Source organism: Aeromicrobium changchenzhani (genome assembly GCF_057586615.1).
On record NZ_CM172480.1, the window covers coordinates 1,835,459 to 1,858,282 of the forward strand.

Annotated in this window: 24 protein-coding genes and 2 pseudogenes; 10 read left to right on the top strand and 16 right to left on the bottom strand. The window is 61.1% G+C overall.

The genetic code is table 11. From position 1 onward, the window contains the following. Positions 1–57: 57 nt before the first annotated feature. The 3 genes from AC2YB9_RS09290 to AC2YB9_RS09300 are packed head-to-tail and all read left to right on the top strand — an operon-like array spanning position 58 to position 2,297. A complete protein-coding gene (locus AC2YB9_RS09290) occupies positions 58–528 on the top strand; it encodes a carboxymuconolactone decarboxylase family protein (RefSeq protein ID WP_487265064.1) in 471 nt (156 codons plus the stop codon). Next, a complete protein-coding gene (locus AC2YB9_RS09295) occupies positions 456–2,045 on the top strand; it encodes a molybdopterin-dependent oxidoreductase (protein ID WP_487265065.1) in 1,590 nt (529 codons plus the stop codon). Before AC2YB9_RS09290 ends, AC2YB9_RS09295 begins: the two co-directional genes overlap by 73 nt. A 3-nt stretch (positions 2,046–2,048) precedes the next feature. After that, the gene (locus AC2YB9_RS09300) at positions 2,049–2,297 is read left to right on the top strand and encodes a hypothetical protein (RefSeq protein ID WP_487265066.1); all 249 of its coding nucleotides are present in this window, start codon (positions 2,049–2,051) and stop codon (positions 2,295–2,297) included. 300 nt (positions 2,298–2,597) lie between these two features. Here the strand turns inward: AC2YB9_RS09300 and AC2YB9_RS09305 are convergent. Next, positions 2,598–2,975 (bottom strand): annotated as a pseudogene (locus tag AC2YB9_RS09305) (zinc-binding dehydrogenase); the annotation flags it as partial. Then, positions 2,942–3,633, bottom strand: a pseudogene (locus AC2YB9_RS09310) (alcohol dehydrogenase catalytic domain-containing protein). The pseudogenes AC2YB9_RS09305 and AC2YB9_RS09310, both read right to left, overlap by 34 nt. 84 nt (positions 3,634–3,717) lie before the next feature. Between AC2YB9_RS09310 and AC2YB9_RS09315 the strand changes: the two are divergent. Further along, a complete protein-coding gene (locus AC2YB9_RS09315) occupies positions 3,718–4,155 on the top strand; it encodes a universal stress protein (RefSeq protein ID WP_487265067.1) in 438 nt (145 codons plus the stop codon). A gap of 151 nt (positions 4,156–4,306) precedes the next feature. Here AC2YB9_RS09315 and AC2YB9_RS09320 read toward each other — a convergent pair whose 3' ends face one another. From AC2YB9_RS09320 to AC2YB9_RS09330, 3 genes are all read right to left on the bottom strand, one after another. Further along, positions 4,307–4,498, bottom strand: a complete 192-nt coding sequence (locus tag AC2YB9_RS09320) for a hypothetical protein (RefSeq protein ID WP_487265068.1) — start codon at positions 4,496–4,498, stop codon at positions 4,307–4,309. Positions 4,499–4,996: 498 nt separating this feature from the next. After that, on the bottom strand, positions 4,997–5,188 hold the full coding sequence (locus AC2YB9_RS09325; RefSeq protein WP_487265069.1) for a hypothetical protein: 192 nt from the start codon (positions 5,186–5,188) through the stop codon (positions 4,997–4,999). Continuing rightward, positions 5,185–5,583, bottom strand: a complete 399-nt coding sequence (locus AC2YB9_RS09330; RefSeq protein ID WP_487265070.1) for a hypothetical protein — start codon at positions 5,581–5,583, stop codon at positions 5,185–5,187. The genes AC2YB9_RS09325 and AC2YB9_RS09330 overlap by 4 nt, the downstream gene beginning before the upstream one ends. A gap of 131 nt (positions 5,584–5,714) precedes the next feature. On the opposite strand from AC2YB9_RS09330, the gene AC2YB9_RS09335 reads away from it, so the two are divergent. After that, positions 5,715–6,074 carry a hypothetical protein gene (locus tag AC2YB9_RS09335; RefSeq protein ID WP_487265071.1) on the top strand — a complete coding sequence of 120 codons (360 nt, stop codon included), beginning with the start codon at positions 5,715–5,717 and terminating at the stop codon, positions 6,072–6,074. A gap of 582 nt (positions 6,075–6,656) precedes the next feature. Here AC2YB9_RS09335 and AC2YB9_RS09340 read toward each other — a convergent pair. The 5 genes from AC2YB9_RS09340 to AC2YB9_RS09360 all read right to left on the bottom strand — a co-directional run bounded on the left by AC2YB9_RS09340 (position 6,657) and on the right by AC2YB9_RS09360 (position 9,306). Next, positions 6,657–7,316 (bottom strand): hypothetical protein, encoded by a 660-nt coding sequence (locus AC2YB9_RS09340; protein ID WP_487265072.1) that lies wholly within the window; start codon positions 7,314–7,316, stop codon positions 6,657–6,659. 22 nt (positions 7,317–7,338) lie between these two features. Next, a complete protein-coding gene (locus AC2YB9_RS09345) occupies positions 7,339–7,587 on the bottom strand; it encodes a hypothetical protein (RefSeq protein ID WP_487265073.1) in 249 nt (82 codons plus the stop codon). A gap of 127 nt (positions 7,588–7,714) precedes the next feature. Further along, positions 7,715–8,200, bottom strand: a complete 486-nt coding sequence (locus tag AC2YB9_RS09350; RefSeq protein WP_487265074.1) for a universal stress protein — start codon at positions 8,198–8,200, stop codon at positions 7,715–7,717. A gap of 170 nt (positions 8,201–8,370) precedes the next feature. Continuing rightward, the gene (locus tag AC2YB9_RS09355) at positions 8,371–8,574 is read right to left on the bottom strand and encodes a hypothetical protein (protein ID WP_487265075.1); all 204 of its coding nucleotides are present in this window, start codon (positions 8,572–8,574) and stop codon (positions 8,371–8,373) included. A gap of 60 nt (positions 8,575–8,634) precedes the next feature. Further along, complete coding sequence (locus tag AC2YB9_RS09360) at positions 8,635–9,306, bottom strand: BON domain-containing protein (protein WP_487265076.1); 672 nt, start codon at positions 9,304–9,306, stop codon at positions 8,635–8,637. A gap of 329 nt (positions 9,307–9,635) precedes the next feature. Here AC2YB9_RS09360 and AC2YB9_RS09365 point away from each other — a divergent pair, with 329 nt between their 5' ends. Beyond that, positions 9,636–10,058, top strand: a complete 423-nt coding sequence (locus AC2YB9_RS09365; RefSeq protein WP_487265077.1) for a hypothetical protein — start codon at positions 9,636–9,638, stop codon at positions 10,056–10,058. Positions 10,059–10,382: 324 nt separating this feature from the next. On the opposite strand, the gene AC2YB9_RS09370 is transcribed toward AC2YB9_RS09365, so the two are convergent. From AC2YB9_RS09370 to AC2YB9_RS09380, 3 genes are all read right to left on the bottom strand, one after another. Beyond that, entirely contained in the window at positions 10,383–11,933 is a 1,551-nt protein-coding gene (locus AC2YB9_RS09370) for a bifunctional aminoglycoside phosphotransferase/ATP-binding protein (protein ID WP_487265078.1), read from the bottom strand. 915 nt (positions 11,934–12,848) lie between these two features. Beyond that, a complete protein-coding gene (gene glsA / locus AC2YB9_RS09375; protein ID WP_487265079.1) occupies positions 12,849–14,657 on the bottom strand; it encodes a glutaminase A in 1,809 nt (602 codons plus the stop codon). Between the two features lie 122 nt (positions 14,658–14,779). Then, positions 14,780–15,238, bottom strand: a complete 459-nt coding sequence (locus AC2YB9_RS09380; RefSeq protein WP_487265080.1) for a hypothetical protein — start codon at positions 15,236–15,238, stop codon at positions 14,780–14,782. Between the two features lie 201 nt (positions 15,239–15,439). Here AC2YB9_RS09380 and AC2YB9_RS09385 point away from each other — a divergent pair, with 201 nt between their 5' ends. The 3 genes from AC2YB9_RS09385 to AC2YB9_RS09395 all read left to right on the top strand — a co-directional run bounded on the left by AC2YB9_RS09385 (position 15,440) and on the right by AC2YB9_RS09395 (position 16,569). After that, the gene (locus tag AC2YB9_RS09385) at positions 15,440–15,667 is read left to right on the top strand and encodes a hypothetical protein (protein ID WP_487265081.1); all 228 of its coding nucleotides are present in this window, start codon (positions 15,440–15,442) and stop codon (positions 15,665–15,667) included. 126 nt (positions 15,668–15,793) lie between these two features. Next, positions 15,794–16,240, top strand: a complete 447-nt coding sequence (locus AC2YB9_RS09390; RefSeq protein ID WP_487265082.1) for a hypothetical protein — start codon at positions 15,794–15,796, stop codon at positions 16,238–16,240. Next, positions 16,237–16,569 (top strand): winged helix-turn-helix domain-containing protein, encoded by a 333-nt coding sequence (locus AC2YB9_RS09395; protein ID WP_487265083.1) that lies wholly within the window; start codon positions 16,237–16,239, stop codon positions 16,567–16,569. Before AC2YB9_RS09390 ends, AC2YB9_RS09395 begins: the two co-directional genes overlap by 4 nt. Before the next feature lie 195 nt (positions 16,570–16,764). On the opposite strand, the gene AC2YB9_RS09400 is transcribed toward AC2YB9_RS09395, so the two are convergent. Beyond that, a complete protein-coding gene (locus tag AC2YB9_RS09400) occupies positions 16,765–17,028 on the bottom strand; it encodes a DUF1905 domain-containing protein (RefSeq protein ID WP_487265084.1) in 264 nt (87 codons plus the stop codon). Positions 17,029–17,427: 399 nt separating this feature from the next. Here AC2YB9_RS09400 and AC2YB9_RS09405 point away from each other — a divergent pair, with 399 nt between their 5' ends. Continuing rightward, positions 17,428–20,241, top strand: coding sequence for a cation-translocating P-type ATPase (locus AC2YB9_RS09405; protein ID WP_487265085.1), 2,814 nt, complete (start codon positions 17,428–17,430; stop codon positions 20,239–20,241). A gap of 71 nt (positions 20,242–20,312) precedes the next feature. On the opposite strand, the gene AC2YB9_RS09410 is transcribed toward AC2YB9_RS09405, so the two are convergent. Further along, positions 20,313–20,516 carry a DUF6458 family protein gene (locus AC2YB9_RS09410; RefSeq protein ID WP_487265086.1) on the bottom strand — a complete coding sequence of 68 codons (204 nt, stop codon included), beginning with the start codon at positions 20,514–20,516 and terminating at the stop codon, positions 20,313–20,315. A 179-nt stretch (positions 20,517–20,695) separates the two neighbouring features. Continuing rightward, the gene (locus AC2YB9_RS09415; protein ID WP_487265087.1) at positions 20,696–22,573 is read right to left on the bottom strand and encodes a heavy metal translocating P-type ATPase; all 1,878 of its coding nucleotides are present in this window, start codon (positions 22,571–22,573) and stop codon (positions 20,696–20,698) included. Positions 22,574–22,824: the final 251 nt, after the last annotated feature.

Consider the following 22,824-nt stretch of genomic DNA (forward strand, 5'->3'; position numbering starts at 1 on the left):
GTGGGGTGCGTGCCGACGATGAATTTGCTCCGTTCGGCTGGTTGGTAGCCTGTTCCGATGGACAACGCGATGCACAACCACCGGGCACAATTGGACAAGACTGATTCGCTCGCGTTTCGGGCCCTCGCCGACTTGTCGGCATCTGTGGAGAAGTCCGCCACGGCCGCCGCCATCCAGCCGGGGCTGATGGAACTGGTTCGATTGCGCGTGTCCCAGATCAACAACTGCGCGTTCTGCGTGCGAACCCATGCCAGGGACGCACTTTCAGCGGGGGAGTCCACCGATCGGATCGCGGTGCTATCTCAATGGCGCGAGACAGCGTACTTTTCTGATCGTGAGCGAGCGGCCCTCGAACTCGCCGAAGCCGTGACGACCGTCAGCCATTCTCCGATCCCGCAGGCTGTCTACGATCGCGTCGCCGAGACGCTCAACGAACAGGAGATCAGCGCGGTTTCATGGATCGCGATCGTGATGAATTCGTTCAACAGGGTGTGGGTTACGAGCAGGCGACAGGTACTCCCGGCGTGAGTAACCCGGATTTTCCGCTGTGGTTGCAGGCCACACATTTGATCAACTTCGTACTCATCGGCATGCTTTTGCGCTCGGGCTGGGAGATGCTTTCGTCGCTGCCGCGCCTCTGGTGGCGGAACGACTGCGCGCCCGGCACCGAATGGCTGCGTTTCACCAGGCGCAAACTGCCCAAGGAAGAGGGCGTATACACCTCGCTCATGGATGAACGGTCACTTTCGCCGCTCATTGGGCTTCCTGGCGGAGAGAACATCGGGCTCGGCCGCCACTGGCACGGCCTGTCGGTGATGTTGTGGGTGCTCAACGGCTTCGTCTACGTGATCCTGCTGTTCGCCACCGGACTGTGGCGGCGCATCATCCCCACCTCGTGGGACGTGTTTCCCGAGGCTTGGGACTCGTTCGTCATCTATGCGGGGTTTGGTGTGCCGTCGATCGAGCACTTTCAGCCATACGATGCGCTCCAGATGCTTGGCTACAGCTTCGTCATCTTCATCCTCGCGCCGTTCATGATGCTCTCTGGTATTGCCATGGCGCCGGCCATTCGAAGCCGATATCCCCGGTACGTGAAGTTCTTTGGCGGACATCAGGGTGCACGTTCGCTGCACTTCATCGCAATGGTGATGATGAGTGGGTTCATTGTCATGCACGTCAGCCTGGTCTTCCTTGTGCACCAGAAGTACAACGTTGTGCACATGGTTTTCGGAGATGTGGACACCGCACGCTACGCGCAGGCACTCGTGATCATGCTCGCGACCATTGTTGCCGTGCTCGTGTTCTGGATCGGCCTGAGTTACTGGACCCTCGCCGACCGGCCGCGCGCCCACCGCTTCTTAGTGCCTACCACCGAGATCGGCCGCAAGGTGTTCCTCAACTGGATGCGACCCCGCAACTCCCAGCAGTCCGCGTACACGGACAAGGATCTCTCCGAGTTCCATTGGACTAATGGGCTGCCGCCGACCGAGGACGAGTCGGCCGAGTGGGTTGCCGCGCGCGAAGACGGTTGGGCGAGCTACACCATCACGCTTGCGGACGACATCAACGGTACGTCGAAGGTACTCACGATGGACGACATCCGGAAGCTGCCTCAGACCTCGTACATCGCCACGCACACTTGCATGCAGGGTTGGTCAGCAACATCCAGGTGGACCGGTGTTCGACTGTCGGACCTGCTCGCTGAGCTCGGCCCCAGGCCAGAGGGCGCCAACTACGTGCTCGTCGATTCGTACGGACTCGCACAGAAGATGATCGACAACCGACCGCGCGAACCGTTCTATGCAGCGTTCGATCTCGAGACCGCGGCTGAAGACGACTCGATTCTTGCCTATGAGCGCAACGGGGAGCCACTTGAACTGTATTTGGGCGCTCCGGCACGTGTGAGAGTCGAGTCCAACCACGGGTACAAGATGGTCAAATGGGTGCGCTCAATCCGCTGGGTTGCCGACTACGCTGGCTACGGCGACGGTCGTGGTGGTACGCGCGAGGACTCCGCCCTGCAAGCCTTCAACGGTAGGATCTGAGCCATGAAAGACAGCCACATCACCTCCACCACACTCCGTGTCTCAGGGGTGAGAACCGATCATGAAGTGATCCGCGCGCTCCAGTCCCTGTACAACGTTTTTGCCGAATTGGGTCTTGGACAGGCGACCTTCGAGGTGACGCACGCCGGGCCGGCCGATCTGTACATCAAGCACCTGGACTCGGTGACGGTCGATGTTGCGGCGATTGATGCGGCGTTGGCACAGGCGGGCGACTTTCACCTCGTCAGCTGAGCGGCATTTTCGACCGGATCGCTCAGGTACAGATTGCGAGAAATTGTGGCTGCTGCAGCGATCAGACGTTCGGTACCTTGGTCAGACTGGAATTCGGTTGCCACTAGGACTATGGACCAAATTCACCAATTGTCGGCAAGCCCGGCCGGGTATCCCTAATGGAGACTTGCTACCCCTGCGCCCGCTGCTTCACCGATGAACAACTCGGGAGGAATAGATCGGTGTGTGGTTCCACAAGTCAGCGTATATTTCCGCACGCGAGGGCAAGCCACATTGACGGGGATTGTCTCATTAAGCGCCCTAATGGATCAGAACTTTAAGCGCATCATTGTCCGCGGCGTGGCCGAAGAGGTCGTACGCCTCGATCATCTGGTCGAACGAGAAGGTGTGGGTGACGAACTTGTCCGCTGGTAATGCGTGTTCGGACACGAGTCTGAGCAGCATCCCGAGGGTATTGGTGTTGACCAGGCCCATAGATATGTCGATGTTCTTGATCCAGAGTTCGTTCAGCCGTAGTTCGACAGGTTTGCCGTGTACCCCGATGTTGGCTACATGGCCTCCCGGTCGCACGACTTCGGTCGCCATCGTGAAGGTCAGCGGGACGCCGACCGCCTCGATGGCGACGTCGACCCCTGCACCGTCTGTCAGGGCGAGCACCTGCTCTTTCCAGTCTTTGTCACCTGAATCGACGGGACCCGAACATACTCGGCTTGGGTGCCATTAATCATGTAGCCGAAGATCCACCCGATCCCAGGCGTGCCCTCAGGGTCGAGGCAATGGCTGAAAAGTCCCTTGCGGCAGTTGGAGCAGTTCCCGCGCGAGCTGACGCACGAGAGATGACCCGGTCCCCTACGGCGAGTTGGGTAACCCCGGTGCCGATCTCAGTGATGACACCGATGCCCTCGTGGCCAAGGATGCGACCGACCTCCACTTCTGCAACGTCGCCTTTAAAGATGTGCAGGTCGGTGTCGCCACCATTTTCACGATCACGTCGGTGGGGCGCTGGATCACCGGATCCGGCACGTCTTCTCAACTTTTCTGTCCTGGGCCTTGGTAGACGAGCGCTTTCAAGGAGAGCCTTCCTCAGGGTCGAGCCAAGACGGCAGACCAGCTGCTGCCAGTTCACGACCGCCGTCGCATCGGTACCAGTGCCAAACGTCCCGGGGTCGGCAATGTGCCCACGTCTACCGGAACGGGCGGCTGCACAATGCGGTGATCGGTTGCCCTGATGCGCATTGGTCTGGCACAGACCGAAAACGTCAAAGTTCAAGTTGCCTACTGAACACGCAGCAGTCCCATATTGGGCAGGTCGAGGTGTTGAGTAAACTCTGGGCACCTCTTTCTACTCGCATCGGGGGATACGATCGGAAGCATCTAGTTGTTGAATGTGCGCGTCGTGCGCAGAAGGTGGTGTGGACCGATGGATGTCGAACCCGTTGTGGTCGGTATTGATGGATTGCCGGACTCCAAGCGAGCACTGCGGTGGGCGGTCGAGTACGGACGGCGGTTCGAGGTGCCGGTACATGCGTTGACCACGTGGGATATTCCGCCGAATTATGGCTTGCCCGTCACTTTCGGCGAAGACGAATACAACACCTTCGAAGGAAACGCGCGCACTCTTCTGGACGAAACCATCAAGGAGGTGGTGGGCGAGGACTCGCAGGTAGTCAAGCGGGTTGAGCGTGGACATCCGGCGATCGCACTGGTCGCAGCATCGGAAACTGCGCAACTGCTGGTGGTGGGTTCGCGTGGCCATGGTGCATTCGTTGGCATGCTGATGGGATCGGTCAGTCAACACTGTGTGCAACATGCGCACTGTCCTGTCGTCGTGATGCGTGAACGCGCCGACGAGAGTTGAGCATGGTTTCGCGATAGAACGATTTCGGTGACCGGTGGCATTTGCCGGAGCTATCGTGATGAAAGAAGCACTGACCGGCGGGACTACAGCCCTGTTGCGAAGGTCGGCCATGGGACAGACTCGTTTGTGACCGCGCAACCTCTCGAGAAGTTCACCCGTGCAGATCCAAGTCAACACCGATAACAATATCGATACCGGCGACCAGGTGACCGTCCTCGTCGAGGACGAGGTCGAGGCTGCTTTTGCGCCGTACGCTCGACGCCTCACGCGGGTTGACGTCCACCTCGGCAATGAGATGCATGATCGAGGTCCGACCGGCGGGGCATGAACCTGTCGTGGTCACCGACCACGCTTTGAGCATCGAGGAGGTTCTCAGAAGCGCGGTCGAAAAGATGCACCGGCTCTTGGAGAGTATGTTCGGCAAGCTCGACGACAGGCATCCTGGCTCACCCTCCGCGACGCGCACCTAGCGGGTGCTCGCTTATCCGATGCTGGCACTCGTCGTACTGCCGTGTTGGCTGGCGCGGGATCGGCTCTAGGCCTATTTGTCGGGGGACGATCTGATGGTGGTGGTGTCCGCTTTTAGCGACGTGCTGGGCAATCGCCTCGACCTCTATGACCAGGTCTTCTGGTTTGCCGGTGGCGGTTTCGGTCCTTGCCGGACCGATGGTCATCAGCACCAAGCCCGAAGATCTATCTTGTCGAGTCCCGCAAGCAGAACGTCTTCCAGGTGTCCTGTAAGCCGAATCGCAGCTTTGGACAGCCCAGCGCGGGAAACCAGATCGGACTGCGCAATTGCGTCAAATACGCCCGCAACGTGATGGGTAACTGGTCGGGTTAGTTACTGCACTTGGGTGTACGGGGTTGCATGAATTTCGTCTGGCCGATTCTTATCCGCAGCGCAGGCAGGAGCACGGACCGCCAGCCAACTGGCCCATGCGGCCGACGCTGCCCGGTGGACCGCAACAACGACCGCTAGCCCGATGACTGCAAGAACAGAGACTGTGATGGCTGCGGCGATCAGCCAAATCATGTTGTGACTAGATCGGGCACTCGGCGACGGAGAAGCGCCATTCCTCGTGCAGAACACGAGGTACGGAAAGACATCACGATGCAGGCCGCATCTCGCACGAAGGCGACAGCATCGTCGACTGAACGATCGTCCATGGCTTCGATTGATGCTGCGATGCTGGCGGCGTCTCGGCTCCAGTAGGTCACGTCGCGGGCCAAGACCGCTTTGGCGAGCGCACGACGCAAAGCAGAGGGGTCATCGATGAGCTGGATGACGACAAGGTTTCCCGCTCTTACTGCGGCCGCCTCAATGGCTCGACGCAACACAACGCCAGTGGGCTCACCCGCCTCGACGATCGCGACCACATCGCCGCCCTCGGTAATCTCCAACACGACTGCTAGTAGGTCTCGCTGCACACTTCCTCCTCGTTGCTGCCCCAATCTTCACCGCTCGCCCGTTCACGCGACAGGTGCGATCGTCCTCACCTTTGCGGGACGAAGGTCCTGCGCCACTAGGTGATCGGTCCACTAGCGTGCACACTCCCTACATGGGCGAGGGAGAGCAAGACCAAGACGTTGAGCAGCGCACCAACGAATTAGACCGTCGCGAATCCGCGCTCAATGCGCGAGTCGCGGCAGCAGAATCGATCTTGAAGGCAGCCGACGCGCGTGACGCTGAAGCCAACGCCCGCGACCTGGTCGCTGACGATCGAGATCGCGTCGCGGACCGGAAGGCTTTCCTCAGCGACGGGCTCGGATACGTCGACGGCCTAACGATTCGACGTGACGCCGCCCAGGACCGTGCGAACGCCAAGCTCGACCGGACCCACTCGGCTGACGACCGCGAGAAGTTGACCGAGGATGAGCCCGGCGTCGAGGCCGAGACGCCCGACAACCCTGGAGGCTGAGCACCACCAGGATATCCTCGCGCTCAGCGCTGGCGCGGATCGCCACCGTGACCTTCAGCGCCTCAGGGCGCTGACATCTCGTGCTGGATTACAGGGTCCATGACTCCAACCCTTCACCGACCATGAACAGGCACTACCGCACGATCAGGTGTCAACTCAACGTGCGGAGACCCAGTCTTTGCCGGCCCAATGTTCACCAGCACCATGCCCGCAGCCCTATCCGGCCGAGTCCCGCAGGAACGGCGCCCGGTGGGATTCCCGCCCGGCGAACCCCCGCGACAAACGTCTCAACCCGTGAAACCAGCAGCGACTGCGTTACCGCGATCGAGGCGCAGGTGCGTCTGATGACGGTCGCAAGTGGGTAGACCCTGTGCGGCATAAACCTGTTCTAGTTCGGTGGCGACTCATCGACGAACGGGTCCGCTAGCTGTCGACCTGAGCGCAAAGCGTAGGCGTCGCTGGGTGAGATCTCGAGCGGCTGAAACTCGTCGAGGAGCGTGGTGGGCCGCCGTGGCGCTTTCGCAGACTATGTGAGCGGCCATGAGAAGTTGGATCTTCTAGCCATCGGCTGTTTTGGTGTGTTCAGAGGATGAACATCACGAGCAGGATGGGGTAGGTGATGAGGAGATTCTTGCCAGTCAAAATATGAACGGTTCCCATGGCCAGCGACAGGGCGATGCCGTAGGTCCCGGTACTGGCGTCCTGCGTGAGGAAGTGGACAGTGCCCCAGGTCATCGCCAGCATGATCCCGCCCCACGGAACCCACTTCGGGCCGAACCGCCGTTCGCCCATGCTCTGCCCGAATCCGATGATCAAGATAATGACGGCCAGTTCGGCGAGATAGTAGGCAACCTGCACCAGCCAGGCCGCTGTCCCGGCGTCGCCGAAGCGTTCCAAAAGCGCCTGGTGCTCTGCAAATGGAGGAAAGACACCTCCCTGAAGCGTCCATTGGCTGGCCAACGCGACAGCAGCGAGTGTGACAACAGCCGACCACCGTGCTGCGCCAATCCGTTGTCTTGTGTCGCCGCGCAGCCGGAAATCAGTTCGCCGAAGCGCCCATGCCATCAAGCCGATCGCACCGCCCACCCAGACGCAGATCGTTAGCAGCCAGTGAACAATCTGCTCAAGAACACTATCCGGGGGCAGATCGAGCACTGGTTCGATAGCAAGAAGGACGAGCTCGAGCCCGGCGAGCGCGAAGGCGTACAGCGCAAGATAGAGATACGTTTGCGGCGGCGTCACTGTTCTTGCCGCGTCGGACCATTTACCTTGAACCAAAGCGGTCGCTTCCCAACCACGAAAGCACCGGCACTGCACGGCTATAGGTTTTAGCCGCAATCGTGAACACCTGATTGAGCGATGCGAGGCAGAAGTCGATCGCCACGAGGTGGAAGTACTCGCTCGTGAGAAGACCCTTGCCACACAGCTCAGTCGGGCCGAGGAGATTCTGTTCGCAGCACGCACGGGCCGACCGGCTGGCTTCCCGTGATGACCTGACGGCACTCGTCGTCATGAGCGTAACGGTGCAATCGAAGGCACGTTGATCTTTCTGGTCCACGTTGGTGTCGTGCTGCTTGACTTCGCCGGGACCGTCGGAATATTTCAGGTCGTAATTGAGGTTTTCGGCAAGATGACACCGTTCACGCGCTTTGGCCTGCCGGAATGTGTAACTCAGCGTCGATTTCGGTCTCGAGGAGTTGATCAGACACTTCCGAGACGATCAGCACGGGAACGGTGGACCCGCTGAGGCATTGATCCATGACCGACCCGCCCATGAATCGAGCGAGCAGGCCGTCGATGCTTGCCCCGAGCACGAGTAGTTCCGCGTGCTTCGACAAGCGGATCAGCGCCAGACCAGGCGGCTGGTTGCTGACTTCTCGCACGATGTCCGAAGCGTCGGCCTCGCCAGCGTCGCCGATCAGGGTTTCCAGCATCTCGGTCGCAGCCTCGAAGGTCGTGACGGCTGCGTCGCTCGGCCGCACTCGCTGCTGGTGCCGTTGAAGTGGAAAGCAGGTTAGTGCCACGACCCGGCCATCACGAAGACGGGCTTCGTGGATCGCGGTCCTTAGGGCAGCCAGAGAAGCAGGGCCACCGTCGATACCAACCACTACAGTGTTTTTACTCATGGCGTTTCCTCTCGTTTTGTGAGTCCCAGTCTCGCTTGCGCTGTGGGTCGGGAAATAGAGCACACCGGCCCGGTGCGGAGGGACCTTGGTCATGTCGTCGCCTGTTTCGATGGCAACGCGCTCGCTGGCGCGGGGCGTTCGTCGCGGACGGGCAACAGCTGTGCCGGCTTCTACCTTTTGTCTTCGAGCGTTCGTTCATGTGCCACATCATTCTCATCGCGACGTGTCCGCTCGCGGGTTTTTCTCCCAGCTACATCGGGTCGCGCCAGCACGGCTGCCGACCCGGCGAAGGCCGCAGCGAGCGCGGCCACGGCGGTAACTTGACGCGTCCGGCGACGGCGCCTGGCGAGTACGCGTTGCGTGTGTTGGGACATCGGGGTGCTCCTCGGTCGGTATGGAACGGTGGCACCGACCAAGCCAGCGCCACCGGGTGGTCAGGAAACGACGATTCGGAGTTGGTTCTTCACCGACGTGACATGGGGCGAGGACCAAGCGGCGTGCCCGGCCTGTTGCTTCTCTGACCACGAGGTGACTGTTCCTTTGAGCGTCACTTCGGCGCCATCGACGGTCGCGGTGATGGAGTTTGCATCCTGAGTCGCCTTGCGGACGATGGCCTGACGCACCAAGGCCTCAGTGTCGTGAGAAGTGGGACGCTCCTTGAGGAGGATGTGGTCTTCGATGCGGGAGACCCCATCGATGTGAGCGATAAGCCGACGGGCCGAGCGCCGCTGGTAATCCCAGTCGACCAGCCCGGTGAGGGTCACAACATGCTGCGTGACTTCAGCGCGAACCTGGCCAGCAGGGATGACTGAACTCCAACGCAGTGAGTGGGACACGGCTTCGGCGATGTCGCTGTCGCTGTGTCCGCGACCAATGAGGTGCACAGTGAGTTCGTTCGCGATCGCGATCACGCCTTGTACGCCGAGAGCGGCCTTGGCTGCTGCATCGCGCTCCGCGAGCGTGCTTACGTTGCCTGACAACGTGACTACGCCGTCGTGGACCGTAACACCGACGTTCTCGGTGTGAACTTGTGGAATCCAGTCGAGCTCTTCGGTGACCATTTCCTGGATGTAATGATCTGTGTGGATTGCCGTATTCGTCGTCATATTGCTGCCCTCGTTCGTGGTGGAGGCAAATGCCTCCTGATCCTGACCCTGACGGACAGGCCGGCTTCTCAACACCGGCGTTGGTCACTATTTCGCGGGACCGAAGTCCCTCCACGGCAAGCGCACCCGGTCGCTGCTCCCGCTAACGGAGCACCGTACTCGTGCCCAGTTCGTTCAGGTACCGCATCGTCGTACTGATTCACCGCCAGGATTCGGACTCATGGGACGGGGGACTGGCAGGGCGGCGAGATCCCGCAAGGGCCCAACGTCCCGCGATGTCGGGAATATGGTCGGTATTGCAGGCGGACACTTGCTGGCACGCTGTACTCATGAGCTTGATCCTCGACCACCAGCAATCCCGTCATGCTGCGATGATCGTCGGTATCGTGCCGGGCCGTCCGCACGCTGGGGCGTTGGCGTACGCGTTGGAACGAGCACTGATTGACCGCGCAAAGATCCGGGTGATCAGCGTCGGTCTGGCGGCTCCAAATCTAAACATTCCGCTCGACACCGTGGTCGAACAAGGCGATCCAGTGGACGCCCTCATGAGAGGCGCGTTCGAGTCAGACGTTCTCGTGATGCAATCTCTTGCTGGCCCCTTGACCGGTGTCGCCGACGTCCTCATGACCAAGTTGCGAGCGAATGCCTCATGCGTGCTGATCGAGGTCGACGGTGACGGCGAAATCGTCAGAGCAAGCGGCCCGACAGGTTGGCGCTACGCCTGTCCGGTCGACCGTCCGCCGCTCAAGTAAAATGAGAGACGAGAGATTGCGAATCGCCCTACTGGTCTGACACGAGCCGAACCGACGGCGAAGCCGGTACTCGTACGTGTTCACAACGGCACAGTTGGTGTGGCCCGCAACCGTCATTCGTTGTGGTGCCAAAGGGTTGCCGACAATTGCTAATCCCGATAGACATGCCTTCCGACACGCAGCCGTCGGCTGGCCGGCCGGACGATGCGTGCATGAACGGACCAGTTGGCAGAGCGGGCTACGACTCAAAGTCAGGCCACGTCACTTACCCAGCCGATCTGACGGCCCGACCCGTGTCTGGCGCACCAACCGCATCGCCATCAATCACCTTTCCGTGCCCGGCTCACCGATACCATCGGCCGCGCGACGCGCGGCCACGGTCTGCGGACGGATCACCCGGACCCCCGAGGAGACGCAAGCTTCGACAGGCCGCGCGGTGTCGACTGTGACGGCGTCCGCCCAAGCCTCGAAGGACTCCCGGACCGTGGCGGCAATCCGCGCGTCGGCGTCCGATGTTGTCGTCCTCCTCCCGGCGATTCGCGCGTCGGCCGTCGACGCGGCCACTTCGCAGCACAACTGGTAGAGGTCGCTCGACGTCGTGTTGGCGAGCCGGGCGGCGGCCTCGCGCCAGCGGGCAGCTGACCAGGTCGCGTCCAGTACCACCGACTCCCCCATGTTCAGCAGCAGCTCGGAGCGGCGCAGCACTTCGGCGTAGGTGCGTTCGGTCCATTCCGGGGTGTAGATCCCCTCTTCGTAGTGCGCGGCCTGCGAGGACTCGGCGTCGACGCCAGCCAGCTCTTTTCGGATCCGGTCACTGGACAGGACGCTGAACCCCAGCTGGTCCGCGATGCCTGCGGCTGTCGACGACTTGCCGCTGCCCGGCGGTCCGCCCACCAACACCAGGCACACCCGACCTTCGTCGAGGTGCCGGTGGGCTAACTCGACCAACTGACGTGCCTCGACACCTCCCGTGCCGCTCTGGGCGTCACGCAGGCAGGTGACCTTGGCACGCATGAACGCGCGGTAGGCGATGTAGTGGTTGACCAGGCTCGCCGGAGCGTTGTCGCCGCCTAACTCCAGGTAGGTGTCGACGAAGAGCTGGCCGAGGGCGGCTGCGCCCAAGTGCTCGAGGTCCATGGCCAAGCAGGCGACATCATCGAGCTGGTCCAGGTAGCGCAGGTGGTCGTCGAACTCGAGGCAGTCCAGGACTCGCGGCCCGTCCGGCAGCAGGAAGATGTCTTCGGCGAGCAGGTCCCCGTGTCCGTCGATCACCACGCCCCGCAGTATCCGGTCGGTGAAGAGCGGGCCGCGCCCTGCGAGGAAGCGCCTCCACAGCCGGTCTACCTCGACCACCTGGTCGTGGTCGATGACGGTACCCTCGAAGGGTCGTGCGCCCACCATGTTGGACTCCCAGCGCTGCGCCAACGCTGCGCGGTCCCCGCTGGCCGAGATCTTCGTGCCGCGCGCACAACGACCGTGGAACGCCGCGATCAGGTGGGCGAGCCCGCGGATCTCCGCGTCCAAGTCGGTGGCCCGACCGATGAGGTTCGACAGTCTCCGGTTCGCCGGCATCCGTTTCATCGCCACCAGGTGGTCGAGTGGACGGTTGTCCACGTCGGTGACGTCGCAGACCCCGAGGTAGACGTCCGGTGCGAGTCTCTGGTTGAGAGCGACCTCATTACGACATACGGCGAGCCGCTTCTCGCGGCTCGAGAAGTCCAAGAACCCCAAGTCGACCGGCTTCTTCAGCTTGTAGGCGCGGTCGCCGAGGAGGAACACCACCGCCGAGTGCGTCTCCCGCATTTCGGCGTACGGCGAGAACGCCGTGTCCACCACGACAGACGGTTCAATGCGTGGCTCAGACGACGTGGACATCGCACCTCCTGCTAGGACCGATTACCTAACCTCAAGCCAACAGCCTCGCCGGCCCGCCGACCATGGACTTAGGTCCCATCAACGAAGGCAGAAGCTTCCCGTCGACCTTGACGACTCCCCGACAACCTGCGTGCGCCTCAGCATAGGGGACACGACAGGGCAACAATCGCGGATTCAGCTACCAATTAGTGACCGCCGCTGACGGCACGTTCGATGCTTGGTACTCCTCACCTGGCACCCACGTGATCACATCGTTGCTCGGCGTCGAGTGCTTCCGGTTAAAGCAGACCAATTTTAAGGTGGTGGCTGGCGCGACGACTACTCTCGACCTGCTCGCGTCACGAGGCCCGCTGTTTATCGGAAAGGTGACCTGGACTGGTGGGACGCCAGCGCGGAGCGTCCCAGCCCAGATCAGCGCGCTGCTTCCCAAAACAGTAGGGCTGGTACCCAAAGCGGGTTGGGTTCCCGTTGACTCGGTCGACGAGTACTTACCGACATTAGAAAGACGCGCGCGATCGTTGCGACCAAAGACAAAACGTATGAGAGCCTCAATGTTGTCATCCGCATCAAGTCGATCACCGACGCGAGCATCGCTCACAAGAAACGCAAAGTGACGATCGCGGTCAAGACCCGTGCTCATAGCGGAAGGTAAGAAGATTTCCAAAGGACGCCACAGCTACCGTCTGACCTACGTGCCCGTCAGCACCGGCAAGTCGAAAGGTCTCGCCACGTCGTCTGACGCGGTTTCGGTCAAGATCAGATGACCACACAATTGAACGACTGAGAGGACCCTCCCGTTCATGGAGGCATGGGTACGGTTAGGTCAACGCACGAAATGTCTTGGAAACGTTCGCGAACCCTACCAACTAGGTCTGGCAGCGTAATCATCTCGACCAGACGACTATCGGCCGCGTCCTAGTCTCGAATTCGTACCGCAACCTCACGAAGGTATTGGTCGACTCGCGTGTAGGCATCACGAGTCAGGGTCCGCCACAGCGACAACGCCAGTTGGGGGGCCTCACGTTCAAGTGTTTCGATGGCTTCGGCGCTGAGTACCATGAGCTCGACCGGGCCCTCTGCCTTCTGCGTCGCCTGCTGGCGGTCCTCGCCGCCCAGGGTTAGCTCGCCGAAAGTCATCCCGGCGCTGAGTGTACTGAGCCGGACCCGGTTGCCATCGGAGTCAGTCGTCAGGGTGTGCACCGTGCCCGACACGATGAAGAACACTCCGGCGAAGCGTTGCCCGACCCGCCGCAGCACGTCCCCGTCGCTGTGGGATCGCGGTTCCATCCGCGCGGCCAGCGCTGCCGCGTCCGCCGGCGGCAGCATGGCCAAGGCAGGGGAGTGGACTACCGGGATCGACCGGGGTGTGGCCAGCGGGCCGCCATAACGGAGCAAGAGTTGTTCCTCGGAATAGGCGACGGCGGCCGCGCGGGTGTCAAAGGTGGGCATTTTGCCGCCACCCACGGCATCGGACACAGTCCCGTCGCGGTCGATGAACACGAGCTGACGACCAGCCGCGGCCAACTGCTCGGCCACCACACCCAGCATCTGCCGTGCCATCTGACTCACCTGGTCGACGCTGCGCACATCAAGCACAACAATCTCGACCGCATCGGCCAAGCTGCTCAACTCGCGCACCACCGATTCCGTCCCGGCGAACAGCAGGTCCCCGGTCAACTCGACAACGACGGCGTGATCGGTGTGCTTAGCAAGGACCGCCGCGGTCTCGTCGGAACGGCGAACCTCCGAGGGGGTACGGGCGATCGGATAACTCGAGCGGACCGCCGATCGGCCGGATCGCGCGGACCGAACAAAATGCATCTCTAGGTCTTCAGAAAGCCGCCGACACGTAGCGACACCACGCACGCTGCTTCCGTGCTCATCCAATGGCGGTGAGTAAACGGCGATCCCACCTTGACCTGGTAGCACCGCCATCGTGCCGCCACCCACGCCGGATTTGGCAGGCATCCCGACTTTGGTGACCCACATGCCAGCATCGTCATACATGCCCGATGTCATCATTACCGACAACACCTGCTGGACCGCGTCAACTTCCAGCACCTGGACGCCGGTGCGTGGATTCATCCCGCCGTTGGCCAGCGTCGCGGCCATCATCGCCACGTCCTGGCAGGTGACCCGCACCGAGCATTGGCGTAGATAGTTCTCCAAAACCGCGGTCGGACGACCCTCGATGATGCCAAAAGAACTCAGCAGATAGGCAAGGGCATGATTCTGGTCGCTGTGGCGCCGTTCCGCTTTGTACATCCGTTCGTCAATGCTCAACTCGCGGCCCACTGCAGCGGAGTACGTGTCCACGATCCGATCCATTGCCGAGTGGCCACCGGAGCCTTTGATGAGCGACACCACGGCAAGCGCACCGGCATTGATCATCGCGTTGGCGGGCCGGCCAGTACCCGGAGCCAGGGAAATCTGGTTAAAAGGATCACCTGAGGGTTCGACATCGACTTTGGCATTCACCGCCGCTGTCCCGAGGTCATCCAGCGCCAAGCCATAACTGAGCGGCTTAGACAGCGACTGCAAGGCGAACTCCTTGCGGGTCGTCCCCACCTCATAGACATTGCCGTCCACTGTGGTCAAGCAAATTCCGAAATCATCTGGGTCGACCTTCCTGCCACGCGGAACGACGGCAAAAGGCCTGCCCTGACGCTGGTCGGCGATCTCGGCGTGCACCCGTTCCAGATAACTGATGATCGGCGACTTCATGGCAGCCAGCCTAAGCCCGGACTGGACTGAACGGATGTTTGAGTCCAGCGGTAGGTCCCCCCGTGGACCGAACTATCCAAAGACGAAGTGGCGCAAGTGACCTGCGCGAATGTCGGCAGCCGTCAGTCCTCGCAGGGACGCCCGCTGTCGAACCCGGCATCATCTTTCTCGCACGTCTTCAAGCCGTAGGGGACGACGGTGGAGTGCTGCTTCTTGTCAGCGGTGTAACGAACCCTGATGCCGGTAACGGTCGCTTCTGATGAGGTCGCTATTGCCAAAATTGCTAACGTCTGTTTGTTCTCGGCTTTGCTGTCCTTCGTCCCGCATACGGCAGTAACTTTATGTGTCGGGAAACCCAGCGTCGCGTCGCTTTTATCGTCGTCCACAGTCAGATTGACGGCTTTCGGATCAAACTTCTCGACTGTAAAGGAATCCACTTTGGGAACGTTGGACCCCAGGAACGTGACCTTGTCCACGCGAGCAACCTCATCTTTGTTCGCACAAAGATGAACTTTCCGCAGGGTCAGGGCCGAACCTTGATGAATCGCATCGATGGTGAACTGGCCACCGTTGGAAGTCACCTGAACCGCGTCGACGTTCTGCCCGCACGAAGCGGTCAGGGCGACTGTGGCCAAAGCCAGGAACGTGGCAGCGCGGAACATACTCAACCTCGATGATTAACGGGAGTGCTGCGTTTAAGGTAGCGGCAAGGCCCGACGCCCGGGTCAGTGAACCTTGCAGCGGTCCCGAACGAACTCTTCTCACCTGGTTAGGAATACACTATGAGCGAAATGGAAACAGACCGCGAATCCTTGGGCGTCTTGTTCAGCGTGTACGCGATTGTCATCAAACTCGCTGTAGCCGTCGTGCTGTTCAAGGCCGCAGGTTTCCTTGGAATCTTTCTCCTCGTCATCCTTCAAGGCGTGTTCTTGGCCGAAGGTCGGGTCAAAGAACGTCGCCGCACTGCCGTCGCCAAAAGCACGTCGCAGATGCCAACGCAAGAAAACTGACACACTCGCAGGAGAAGCGCGGGTTCGACGAGGGAAAGCTAACCGCCTGTCGTCGGATCTTGTAAAAGCTTTGTCCCAAGTGACGATTACTTGACAACATGGAAACTAGTTTCTTAGGCTGTCTGCATGTCAACACCGAGCAACACCCCCGTGAGCCAGTACACCTCCGAGCAGGCCAGAAAACAGCTCGCCGAGGCTGCCGACCGTGTCAGGGTGTCCCGAACAGACGCCCGCGTCGGGGCTGCCTTCACCGGCGGTCTTGCCGTGCTCATCGCGCTGACACTCGCCACCGTGACCCTATTGCGCGACAACCCCGTCGGAGTGGCCGTCACCATGGGTGCCTACGCCGTCGTGCTGGCAATGCTGTTGTGGTGGCACCGCAAAAAATTCCGCATTTCCGACCGTAAGTGGACCCGGCGCTATGCCCTCGGCTTCGGGCTGACGATCGCGCTGTACACGGCGGGGATCTTCTGGGAGAGCGCAGCCTTCCCCGGATGGGCCGTCTTCGCTCCCTACTGCATATTGGTGTCCGTCCCGGGTCTCGTGGCGGCGGTCCGAATGCTGCGAGCATGACCGAACCGACACACTCCCATCCCCGGCACCGGCTCGATGTGTCGATCCACTCACCGGTCAGGTTCAGCATCGTTGCGACGCTCGCAGCCGCTGGTCAAGCCGAATTTGGGTTCGTGCGAGACACGGTCGAGGTGTCCGACTCAGTACTATCCAAGCAAGTCAGCACGCTGGAGTCCGCCGGGTACGTCAAGGTCAAGAAGGGCTACGTCGGCAAACGACCGCGCACCTGGCTCTCGCTGACAGCCGCCGGACGACGTGCCTTCGAGAACCACCTCGCTGCACTGCGCGAGATCGCCGGCCAAGAGTCGGCCACCCCGCCGACACCATGACTTCGCCCCCACGGCCCTAGAAGATAGGCCTGCTACACAGGAAGCAGGCTCCGATCTATGCACCGCCTTGGTGTCACGAGTAGGCATACTCACCACCCGTCGTCGGAAGCGATGGACCTCCTTGATGACCTCGCCGTCAGCCGCCAAGATGACGGGCATAGGCAGAAGAATCGGCGCTGGCTCCAAGCCAAGCCGTCATCGCACGATGACAACCTCGACCTGGTGACCGACGCCCTTACCCAGCTTCTTGCGTAGGGCAGCGCTCACCGAGATGAAGTGCTGGCCTTGACCGGTCGGCATTAGTGCGGAAGTCACTTGGATACCGTCGACGGTCGTATTCGCTTTCACTGACTTGCCCGTCCCAAAGAACTCTTGTGAACCTGGCACCTCGATCACCGACCACGCCGGCATCCAGTCGGGGTGCACAATCGTGGCGGTAAAGGCGAGGGTGTCAGGCATAACGGCATTATAGGTACCGCAGTTGTTCATCCGGCCTGTCCCGGATACCTCGGTTTCGAGGATGGCGCCGCGCTAGTTCCCCCTGCGTGAATGCATCACCGCCTGAACATACAGCGGCGACGAACAGTTGGTTCGGGGTGAAACGCCACCAGGTCAGGTCAAGCAATAGGCGTCGGAGGGCTGACGACGGGACCTTCGGCTCTAACTTCCGACCGGCCGATCGGGCATAGTGGAGGTCGCCACAGATGACCCAAACGTAGGAGCGAACATGAGTCTGCGAGTGGACTCCGAAGTAGGTCAGCTGCGAGAGGTAGTTTTGCGACCATCCCACCAGAATTCCTGTCGGTTCGACACCGTGTCTCGCGTCAAGCACGCCAGTCGGAACGACGGCAAAGCGACGTGACGCTGGCCGACGTTCTTTCTGACCCCACGGGCCTTGACGCTGAGGTAGTTGCCCGCCATCTGGATGTGGACCCAACGATCGGATTTACGGAATCAGAGGCAGCACGACGACTGTTGGCCGACGGCCCGAACGAGCTGCGTACGAAGAGATCAGTGCCGGTGTGGCGCAAGGTTCTGGCCCAATTCCAGGACCCGCTGATTTATCTACTGCTGGTCGCTGTGGTCATCTCGCTGCTGGCGTGGGGCATCGACGGCGGCACAGGTGTACCCGTAGACGCGACGGTTATCGCCGTCATCGTTCTGCTCAACGCGCTTCTCGGTTATACCCAAGAAGCGAAGGCAGAGGACGCGGTAGCAGCGCTCGGCACGATGACCGCAGCATCCTCAACGGTGTTGCGGGGGAGTCAGCTGCACACAGTGCCTTCGACCGAACTCGTTCGCGGCGACATACTTGTGCTGGCCGAGGGCGATGCCGTGGGCGCGGACGCACGACTGCTGGAATCAACCTCGCTTCGTATCCAAGAGGCATCCCTCACCGGCGAGAGCGACGCCGTCACCAAAGATCCGGCATGTCTGGCTCCAGGATTGCCCATAGGCGACCGGACCAACACTGTTTTCAAAGGGACGAGCGTCGTGCAAGGCGTAGGTCGCGCGGTCGTCACTGGCGTTGCGATGGACACCGAGGTTGGTGCCATCGCAGTAATGCTCGAGGCAACACCGGCGAAGCCGACTCCGCTCGAGATCGAGATCGCCAAGATCAGCAAGATGCTCGGCCTGCTCGTGATAGCGATCGCCGTTCTGGTGATGGTGACCATCGTGCTTGTCGATGGGGTCACCGAGCCAGCCGATCTCGTCACGGTTCTACTGCTGGGTGTCTCGCTCGCGGTGGCGGCCGTGCCCGAGGGGTTACCGACGATCCTCTCGCTCGTGCTCGCGATCGGCGTGCAGCGACTGGCCAAACGCAATGCAGTTGTCAAACAGCTCAGCTCAGTGGAAACGTTGGGATCTGCTTCGGTGATTTGCACCGACAAAACGGGCACCTTGACCCGCAACGAGATGGCTATCGTCCGTGTCGTCACGGCGTCAGGCAGCGTCGAGGTCACCGGAGACGGATACCGGCCTGAGGGCGCAGTGCTGGTGAACGGGTCGGAGCCGCTCGAGACCCACAGCCGGGAGGTCGAACTGCTCCTGGCCGCCGGTTCGCTCGCCAACGACGCCCAACTCACCGAACGGAACGGGGCATGGGAGATCGTGGGCGATCCCACCGAAGCCGCCTTCCTGGTTGCGGCGCACAAGCTGGTCGGGACGATAGGCCGGATCGACCGGTTCGAGCGCCGAGCCGAAATCCCATTCACCTCCGAGCGCAAGATGATGACAACCCTTCACCGCGAACGGGACAAAGGGACTCATCTCCTCCTCAGCAAAGGAGCGCCCGACGTCCTGCTCACACATTGCAGTATGCGCCAGGTTGGGGACACCACACTCCCGCTGACCGACGCGACTCGGCAGCAGTGCCTCGACGAGGTGGAGGCCCTGTCGTCCGAAGCGTTGCGGACGCTCGGGGTGGCCTATCGGGTCGCAGACGGACCAACCGCCGGGCCCGACGGCTTAGACGAATCCGCCGAGCACGACATGGTCTACCTCGGCGTTGTCGGGATCATTGACCCACCGCGGCCAGAGGTAGCGGAAGCGATCACCCAAGCACGGCGGGCTGGCATCCGCGTCGTCATGATCACCGGAGACCACCCCACCACAGCCACGCGAATCGCCGCAGATTTGGGCATCATTGAGTCGGGAGGCCACGCCGTGACCGGAACGGAGTTGGACACCCGCACTGACGACGACTTACAGGGGTTGGTCAAAGATGTGTCGGTGTATGCCCGGGTCGCCCCACAGCACAAACTGCGGATCGTAGCCGCTCTGCAAGCAAGCGGACAGATTGTGGCGATGACCGGTGACGGGGTTAATGACGCACCGGCGCTGAAAGCGGCTGACATCGGGGTCGCTATGGGGATCACTGGTACGGAGGTCACCAAAGAAGCCTCCCGGATGATTCTTGGTGACGATGACTTCGCCACCATTGTCGCGGCGGTGCGTCAAGGGCGCGTGATCTTTGACAACATTAAGAAGTTCCTGCGCTACCTATTGTCGTCAAATATCGGCGAGGTTCTCACGGTCTTCCTCGGCGTTGTCGGGGCCGGCGTAATCGGTCTCAAGGCGGGAAACGGTGAGGCACTGGCGTTGCCATTGTTAGCGACCCAGATTCTCTGGATCAACCTTGTCACTGACTCCACCCCGGCGTTGGCGATGGGCGTGGACCCGGAAGTCGACGACGTGATGGCCCGTCGGCCTCGACGTGTCGACGCACCCACAATCGACGGCCGCATGTGGGCGGGCATCATCTCATCCGGCCTCGTAATTGCGCTGGTCACGCTGTTCACGATCGATTTTTTCCTGCCCGGCGGACTCGTTGAGGGCAGCGACACTCTCACCGTCGCCCGGACAGCGGGCTTCACGACCCTCGTCCTTGCCCAACTCTTTAACGCTCTGAACTCGCGATCAGGGACGGTGAGTGCGTTCCGCGGTATGTTCGCCAACTGGTGGCTGTGGGGCGCAATCGGGCTCGGTCTGGTGCTACAGATCGCGGTCGTCGAGCTGCCTGTCCTGCAAGTTGCGTTCGGCACTGCCGCACTCGATTTCGTGCACTGGGCCGCCTGCATCGCCCTGGCCTCGGTCGTGCTCTGGTATGAGGAACTCCGCAAACTCATAATGCGGGCGACCAATTCCGAGCGGGCTTCAGGCGCTCGCTGAACGACGGGAGTAATTCGCAAATGGCCGCTATCCCAAAGGAAAACGGCCAGTTGTGAACTATTTCTTGAATATCAGCGCGGCGGCAGCTCTTCTGGCCGGCGTTCACCACGAGTGCGCTGGCCGTTCATTACCAGACTCAAAACGATCCCGAGTACGCCTGCGGCCATGCAGATGTAACCCACGGTCACTAGGTCAACACCCGAAAGATTGTCTTGGACAGCGAACGAGAGAATTGCGCCCAATGCGATGAGTGCGATTGATCCACCGAAATACATAAATATCCTTTCGTCGAGCAATCTGAATGAGGCTGTACTTCACACCAGAGCATGAAGTCCGTCCCCGAACGAGGTCAAAGAATGCAGTGCAACAATGCCACAAACTGTGAGGCAGCGTCCAGCACAGCCGCAGTTCGGTGCCGGCGCAATCCACCGGCGACCACCAACTCAAGCGGGTCTCAGTTGCGTTCCAGCGCGACCTCTCGGGCCAGGTCTGATGGGATCACCGGCCGCGTGCGGTGGCCATGTGCACGTAAGGCGTTCAGTATCGTTGCAAGGTCGACGACCTCTTGAAGTGCGGCACCGATAATTGCCGGCAGAAAACCAAAGGCTCCGAAAAGCATGAGTCCGACACTCAGTCCGATACCGAGCCAGATACTTTGCACGGCAACCCGCATGGTGTGTTGCCCGATTTCAACCGCGTTGGCAACGCGAGAAAAATCATCGAGGAGAATCACAATATCTGCAGATTCGCTGGCAGCAGTCGAACCCTTAGCGCCCATGGCAATGCCCACATCGGCCACGGCCAGAACCGGAGCGTCGTTGACACCGTCACCGACCATGATGACCGGCCGCTGGCTCAGCCGCCGAATGACATCGACCTTGTCGGCAGGCAACTGGTCGGCTCGTATATCCGTGATGCCGAGTTCGGCGGCGACATACTCGGCTGTGGCCGCAGCATCGCCAGTGAGCATCAGGTGGTGCCGCACGCCGAGTTTGTCGAGCGCTGCCAACGTTGCTGCTACATTCTCCCGCAATCGGTCGCTGAGCAGGATGGTTCCGGCAAACACCCCGTCAACCGCTACGTAGACAGCCATTTGCCCACTTCTCAGTGTCGCCTCCGCCACGTCCCGCGCGTGCTCGGCGACGAAGGCACGTTTACCGACGATCACTTCTCTGCTGTCGATGGTGGCGATGACGCCGTTAGTGGCATGTTCGCGCGCAGCTGTGGCCGGACGTAGCGCCAAACCTCGGTGTTGTGCACTGGTTATCAAGGAGCGCGCCAGCACATGGGAGGAATATTGTTCGGCGGAGGCCACCAACACGAAAAGTTCTTCACCCGTGATTGCGCCGGCGGGGTGGATCGCCTCCACGGTTGGCTCACCATGAGTGACAGTTCCGGTCTTATCGAACGCAAGCGTCTTTGCCCGTGCAAGCTGTTCAAGGGTTCCACCGCTCTTGACGATGACGCCATTGCGAGCGGCGCGACTCATCCCGCCCAGGAAAGCGACTGGCGGAGCGATCAGCAACGGACACGGCGTCGCGACGACGAGCACTTCGGCGAATCGCACCGGATCGCCAGAAATAGCCCACGCCACGCCAGCAATCAGCAGCGACACAATGGTGAAAGGTACGGCGTACCGGTCCGCCACACGCGTCATCGGTGCTCGGCTTGCGGACGCTTCCGCCACCAACGAAACGATCCTTTGGTACTGACTGTCCATGGCCAGTACAGTCGCCCGCATCGTGAAGGCATGGTCACCGTTCACAGCGCCACTGAGGACCGCCTCATCGGTGTGCCGTTCGACGGGCAGGCTCTCTCCGGTCAAGGATGATTCATCGAGGATCGCGTCATCGGAGAGCAGCACCCCATCGACCGGAATGATCTCGGACGGTTTGATCAGCAGCGTGTCGCCGATCACCACATCGTTCACGGGAATCTCGTCCGTGCCACCTTGGCGCAGACGATGCGCAATTTGTGGCGCCCGGGCCAGAAGTGCCGAGAGTTCGCGTTTCGCCCGACCTGCCGCATAGTCCTCAAGTGCTTCCCCGCCCGAGAGCATGAGCACGATAACAAGACTTGCCCAGAATTCCCCGACTACGACCGTCGCGACAATTGCCATGATTGCCAGCACGTCAATGCCCCAGCGGCCGCGAAATAAGCCCCTGACCATGTCTCCGAACTGAATCGACGCGACCACCAGCGCGAATGCACTGATCATCAACCGCGCCCAGCCCTGCTGGTCGCAAAGCGCCATGACCCCACCGACAGCGGCCACCAGGATGGTGAGAGCGACCACCGGATAACGACGCACCTGAGAAGCGAGCCAAATCATGCTCCAGTACTACCGGTTTGGGCCCTTCAATACCAGTTAGGAAAGCCTAGCCAAGGCGGAGCGGCGAACTACAGTCGGCTTCGATAGACTGCGCTGACGCCATGTTCGCCCTCGTCGCCCTGCATTTTCTCGCCGCAGCGATTGCGCCTGCCCTCATCCATTGGTTCGGTCGTCGGGCGTGACCGCCTGGCCATCGACGAGTTGTTCGACAATGTGGACGAGACTGGTTGAACCGGAGTTCCCCACCTTGA

Coding starts and splice junctions, on each gene's coding strand:
- AC2YB9_RS09400 (WP_487265084.1), bottom strand. CDS start 17,028: ATGCCTGACACCCTCGCCTTTACCGCCACGATTGTGCACCCCGACTGG.
- AC2YB9_RS09345 (WP_487265073.1), bottom strand. CDS start 7,587: ATGACGACGAGTGCCGTCAGGTCATCACGGGAAGCCAGCCGGTCGGCC.
- AC2YB9_RS09360 (WP_487265076.1), bottom strand. CDS start 9,306: ATGACGACGAATACGGCAATCCACACAGATCATTACATCCAGGAAATG.
- AC2YB9_RS09410 (WP_487265086.1), bottom strand. CDS start 20,516: ATGTATTTCGGTGGATCAATCGCACTCATCGCATTGGGCGCAATTCTC.
- AC2YB9_RS09295 (WP_487265065.1), top strand. CDS start 456: ATGGATCGCGATCGTGATGAATTCGTTCAACAGGGTGTGGGTTACGAG.
- AC2YB9_RS09300 (WP_487265066.1), top strand. CDS start 2,049: ATGAAAGACAGCCACATCACCTCCACCACACTCCGTGTCTCAGGGGTG.
- AC2YB9_RS09370 (WP_487265078.1), bottom strand. CDS start 11,933: ATGTCCACGTCGTCTGAGCCACGCATTGAACCGTCTGTCGTGGTGGAC.
- AC2YB9_RS09325 (WP_487265069.1), bottom strand. CDS start 5,188: ATGATTTGGCTGATCGCCGCAGCCATCACAGTCTCTGTTCTTGCAGTC.
- AC2YB9_RS09390 (WP_487265082.1), top strand. CDS start 15,794: ATGTCAACACCGAGCAACACCCCCGTGAGCCAGTACACCTCCGAGCAG.
- AC2YB9_RS09350 (WP_487265074.1), bottom strand. CDS start 8,200: ATGAGTAAAAACACTGTAGTGGTTGGTATCGACGGTGGCCCTGCTTCT.
- AC2YB9_RS09355 (WP_487265075.1), bottom strand. CDS start 8,574: ATGTCCCAACACACGCAACGCGTACTCGCCAGGCGCCGTCGCCGGACG.
- AC2YB9_RS09415 (WP_487265087.1), bottom strand. CDS start 22,573: ATGATTTGGCTCGCTTCTCAGGTGCGTCGTTATCCGGTGGTCGCTCTC.
- AC2YB9_RS09335 (WP_487265071.1), top strand. CDS start 5,715: ATGGGCGAGGGAGAGCAAGACCAAGACGTTGAGCAGCGCACCAACGAA.
- glsA (WP_487265079.1), bottom strand. CDS start 14,657: ATGAAGTCGCCGATCATCAGTTATCTGGAACGGGTGCACGCCGAGATC.
- AC2YB9_RS09385 (WP_487265081.1), top strand. CDS start 15,440: ATGAGCGAAATGGAAACAGACCGCGAATCCTTGGGCGTCTTGTTCAGC.
- AC2YB9_RS09290 (WP_487265064.1), top strand. CDS start 58: ATGGACAACGCGATGCACAACCACCGGGCACAATTGGACAAGACTGAT.
- AC2YB9_RS09365 (WP_487265077.1), top strand. CDS start 9,636: ATGAGCTTGATCCTCGACCACCAGCAATCCCGTCATGCTGCGATGATC.
- AC2YB9_RS09315 (WP_487265067.1), top strand. CDS start 3,718: ATGGATGTCGAACCCGTTGTGGTCGGTATTGATGGATTGCCGGACTCC.
- AC2YB9_RS09395 (WP_487265083.1), top strand. CDS start 16,237: ATGACCGAACCGACACACTCCCATCCCCGGCACCGGCTCGATGTGTCG.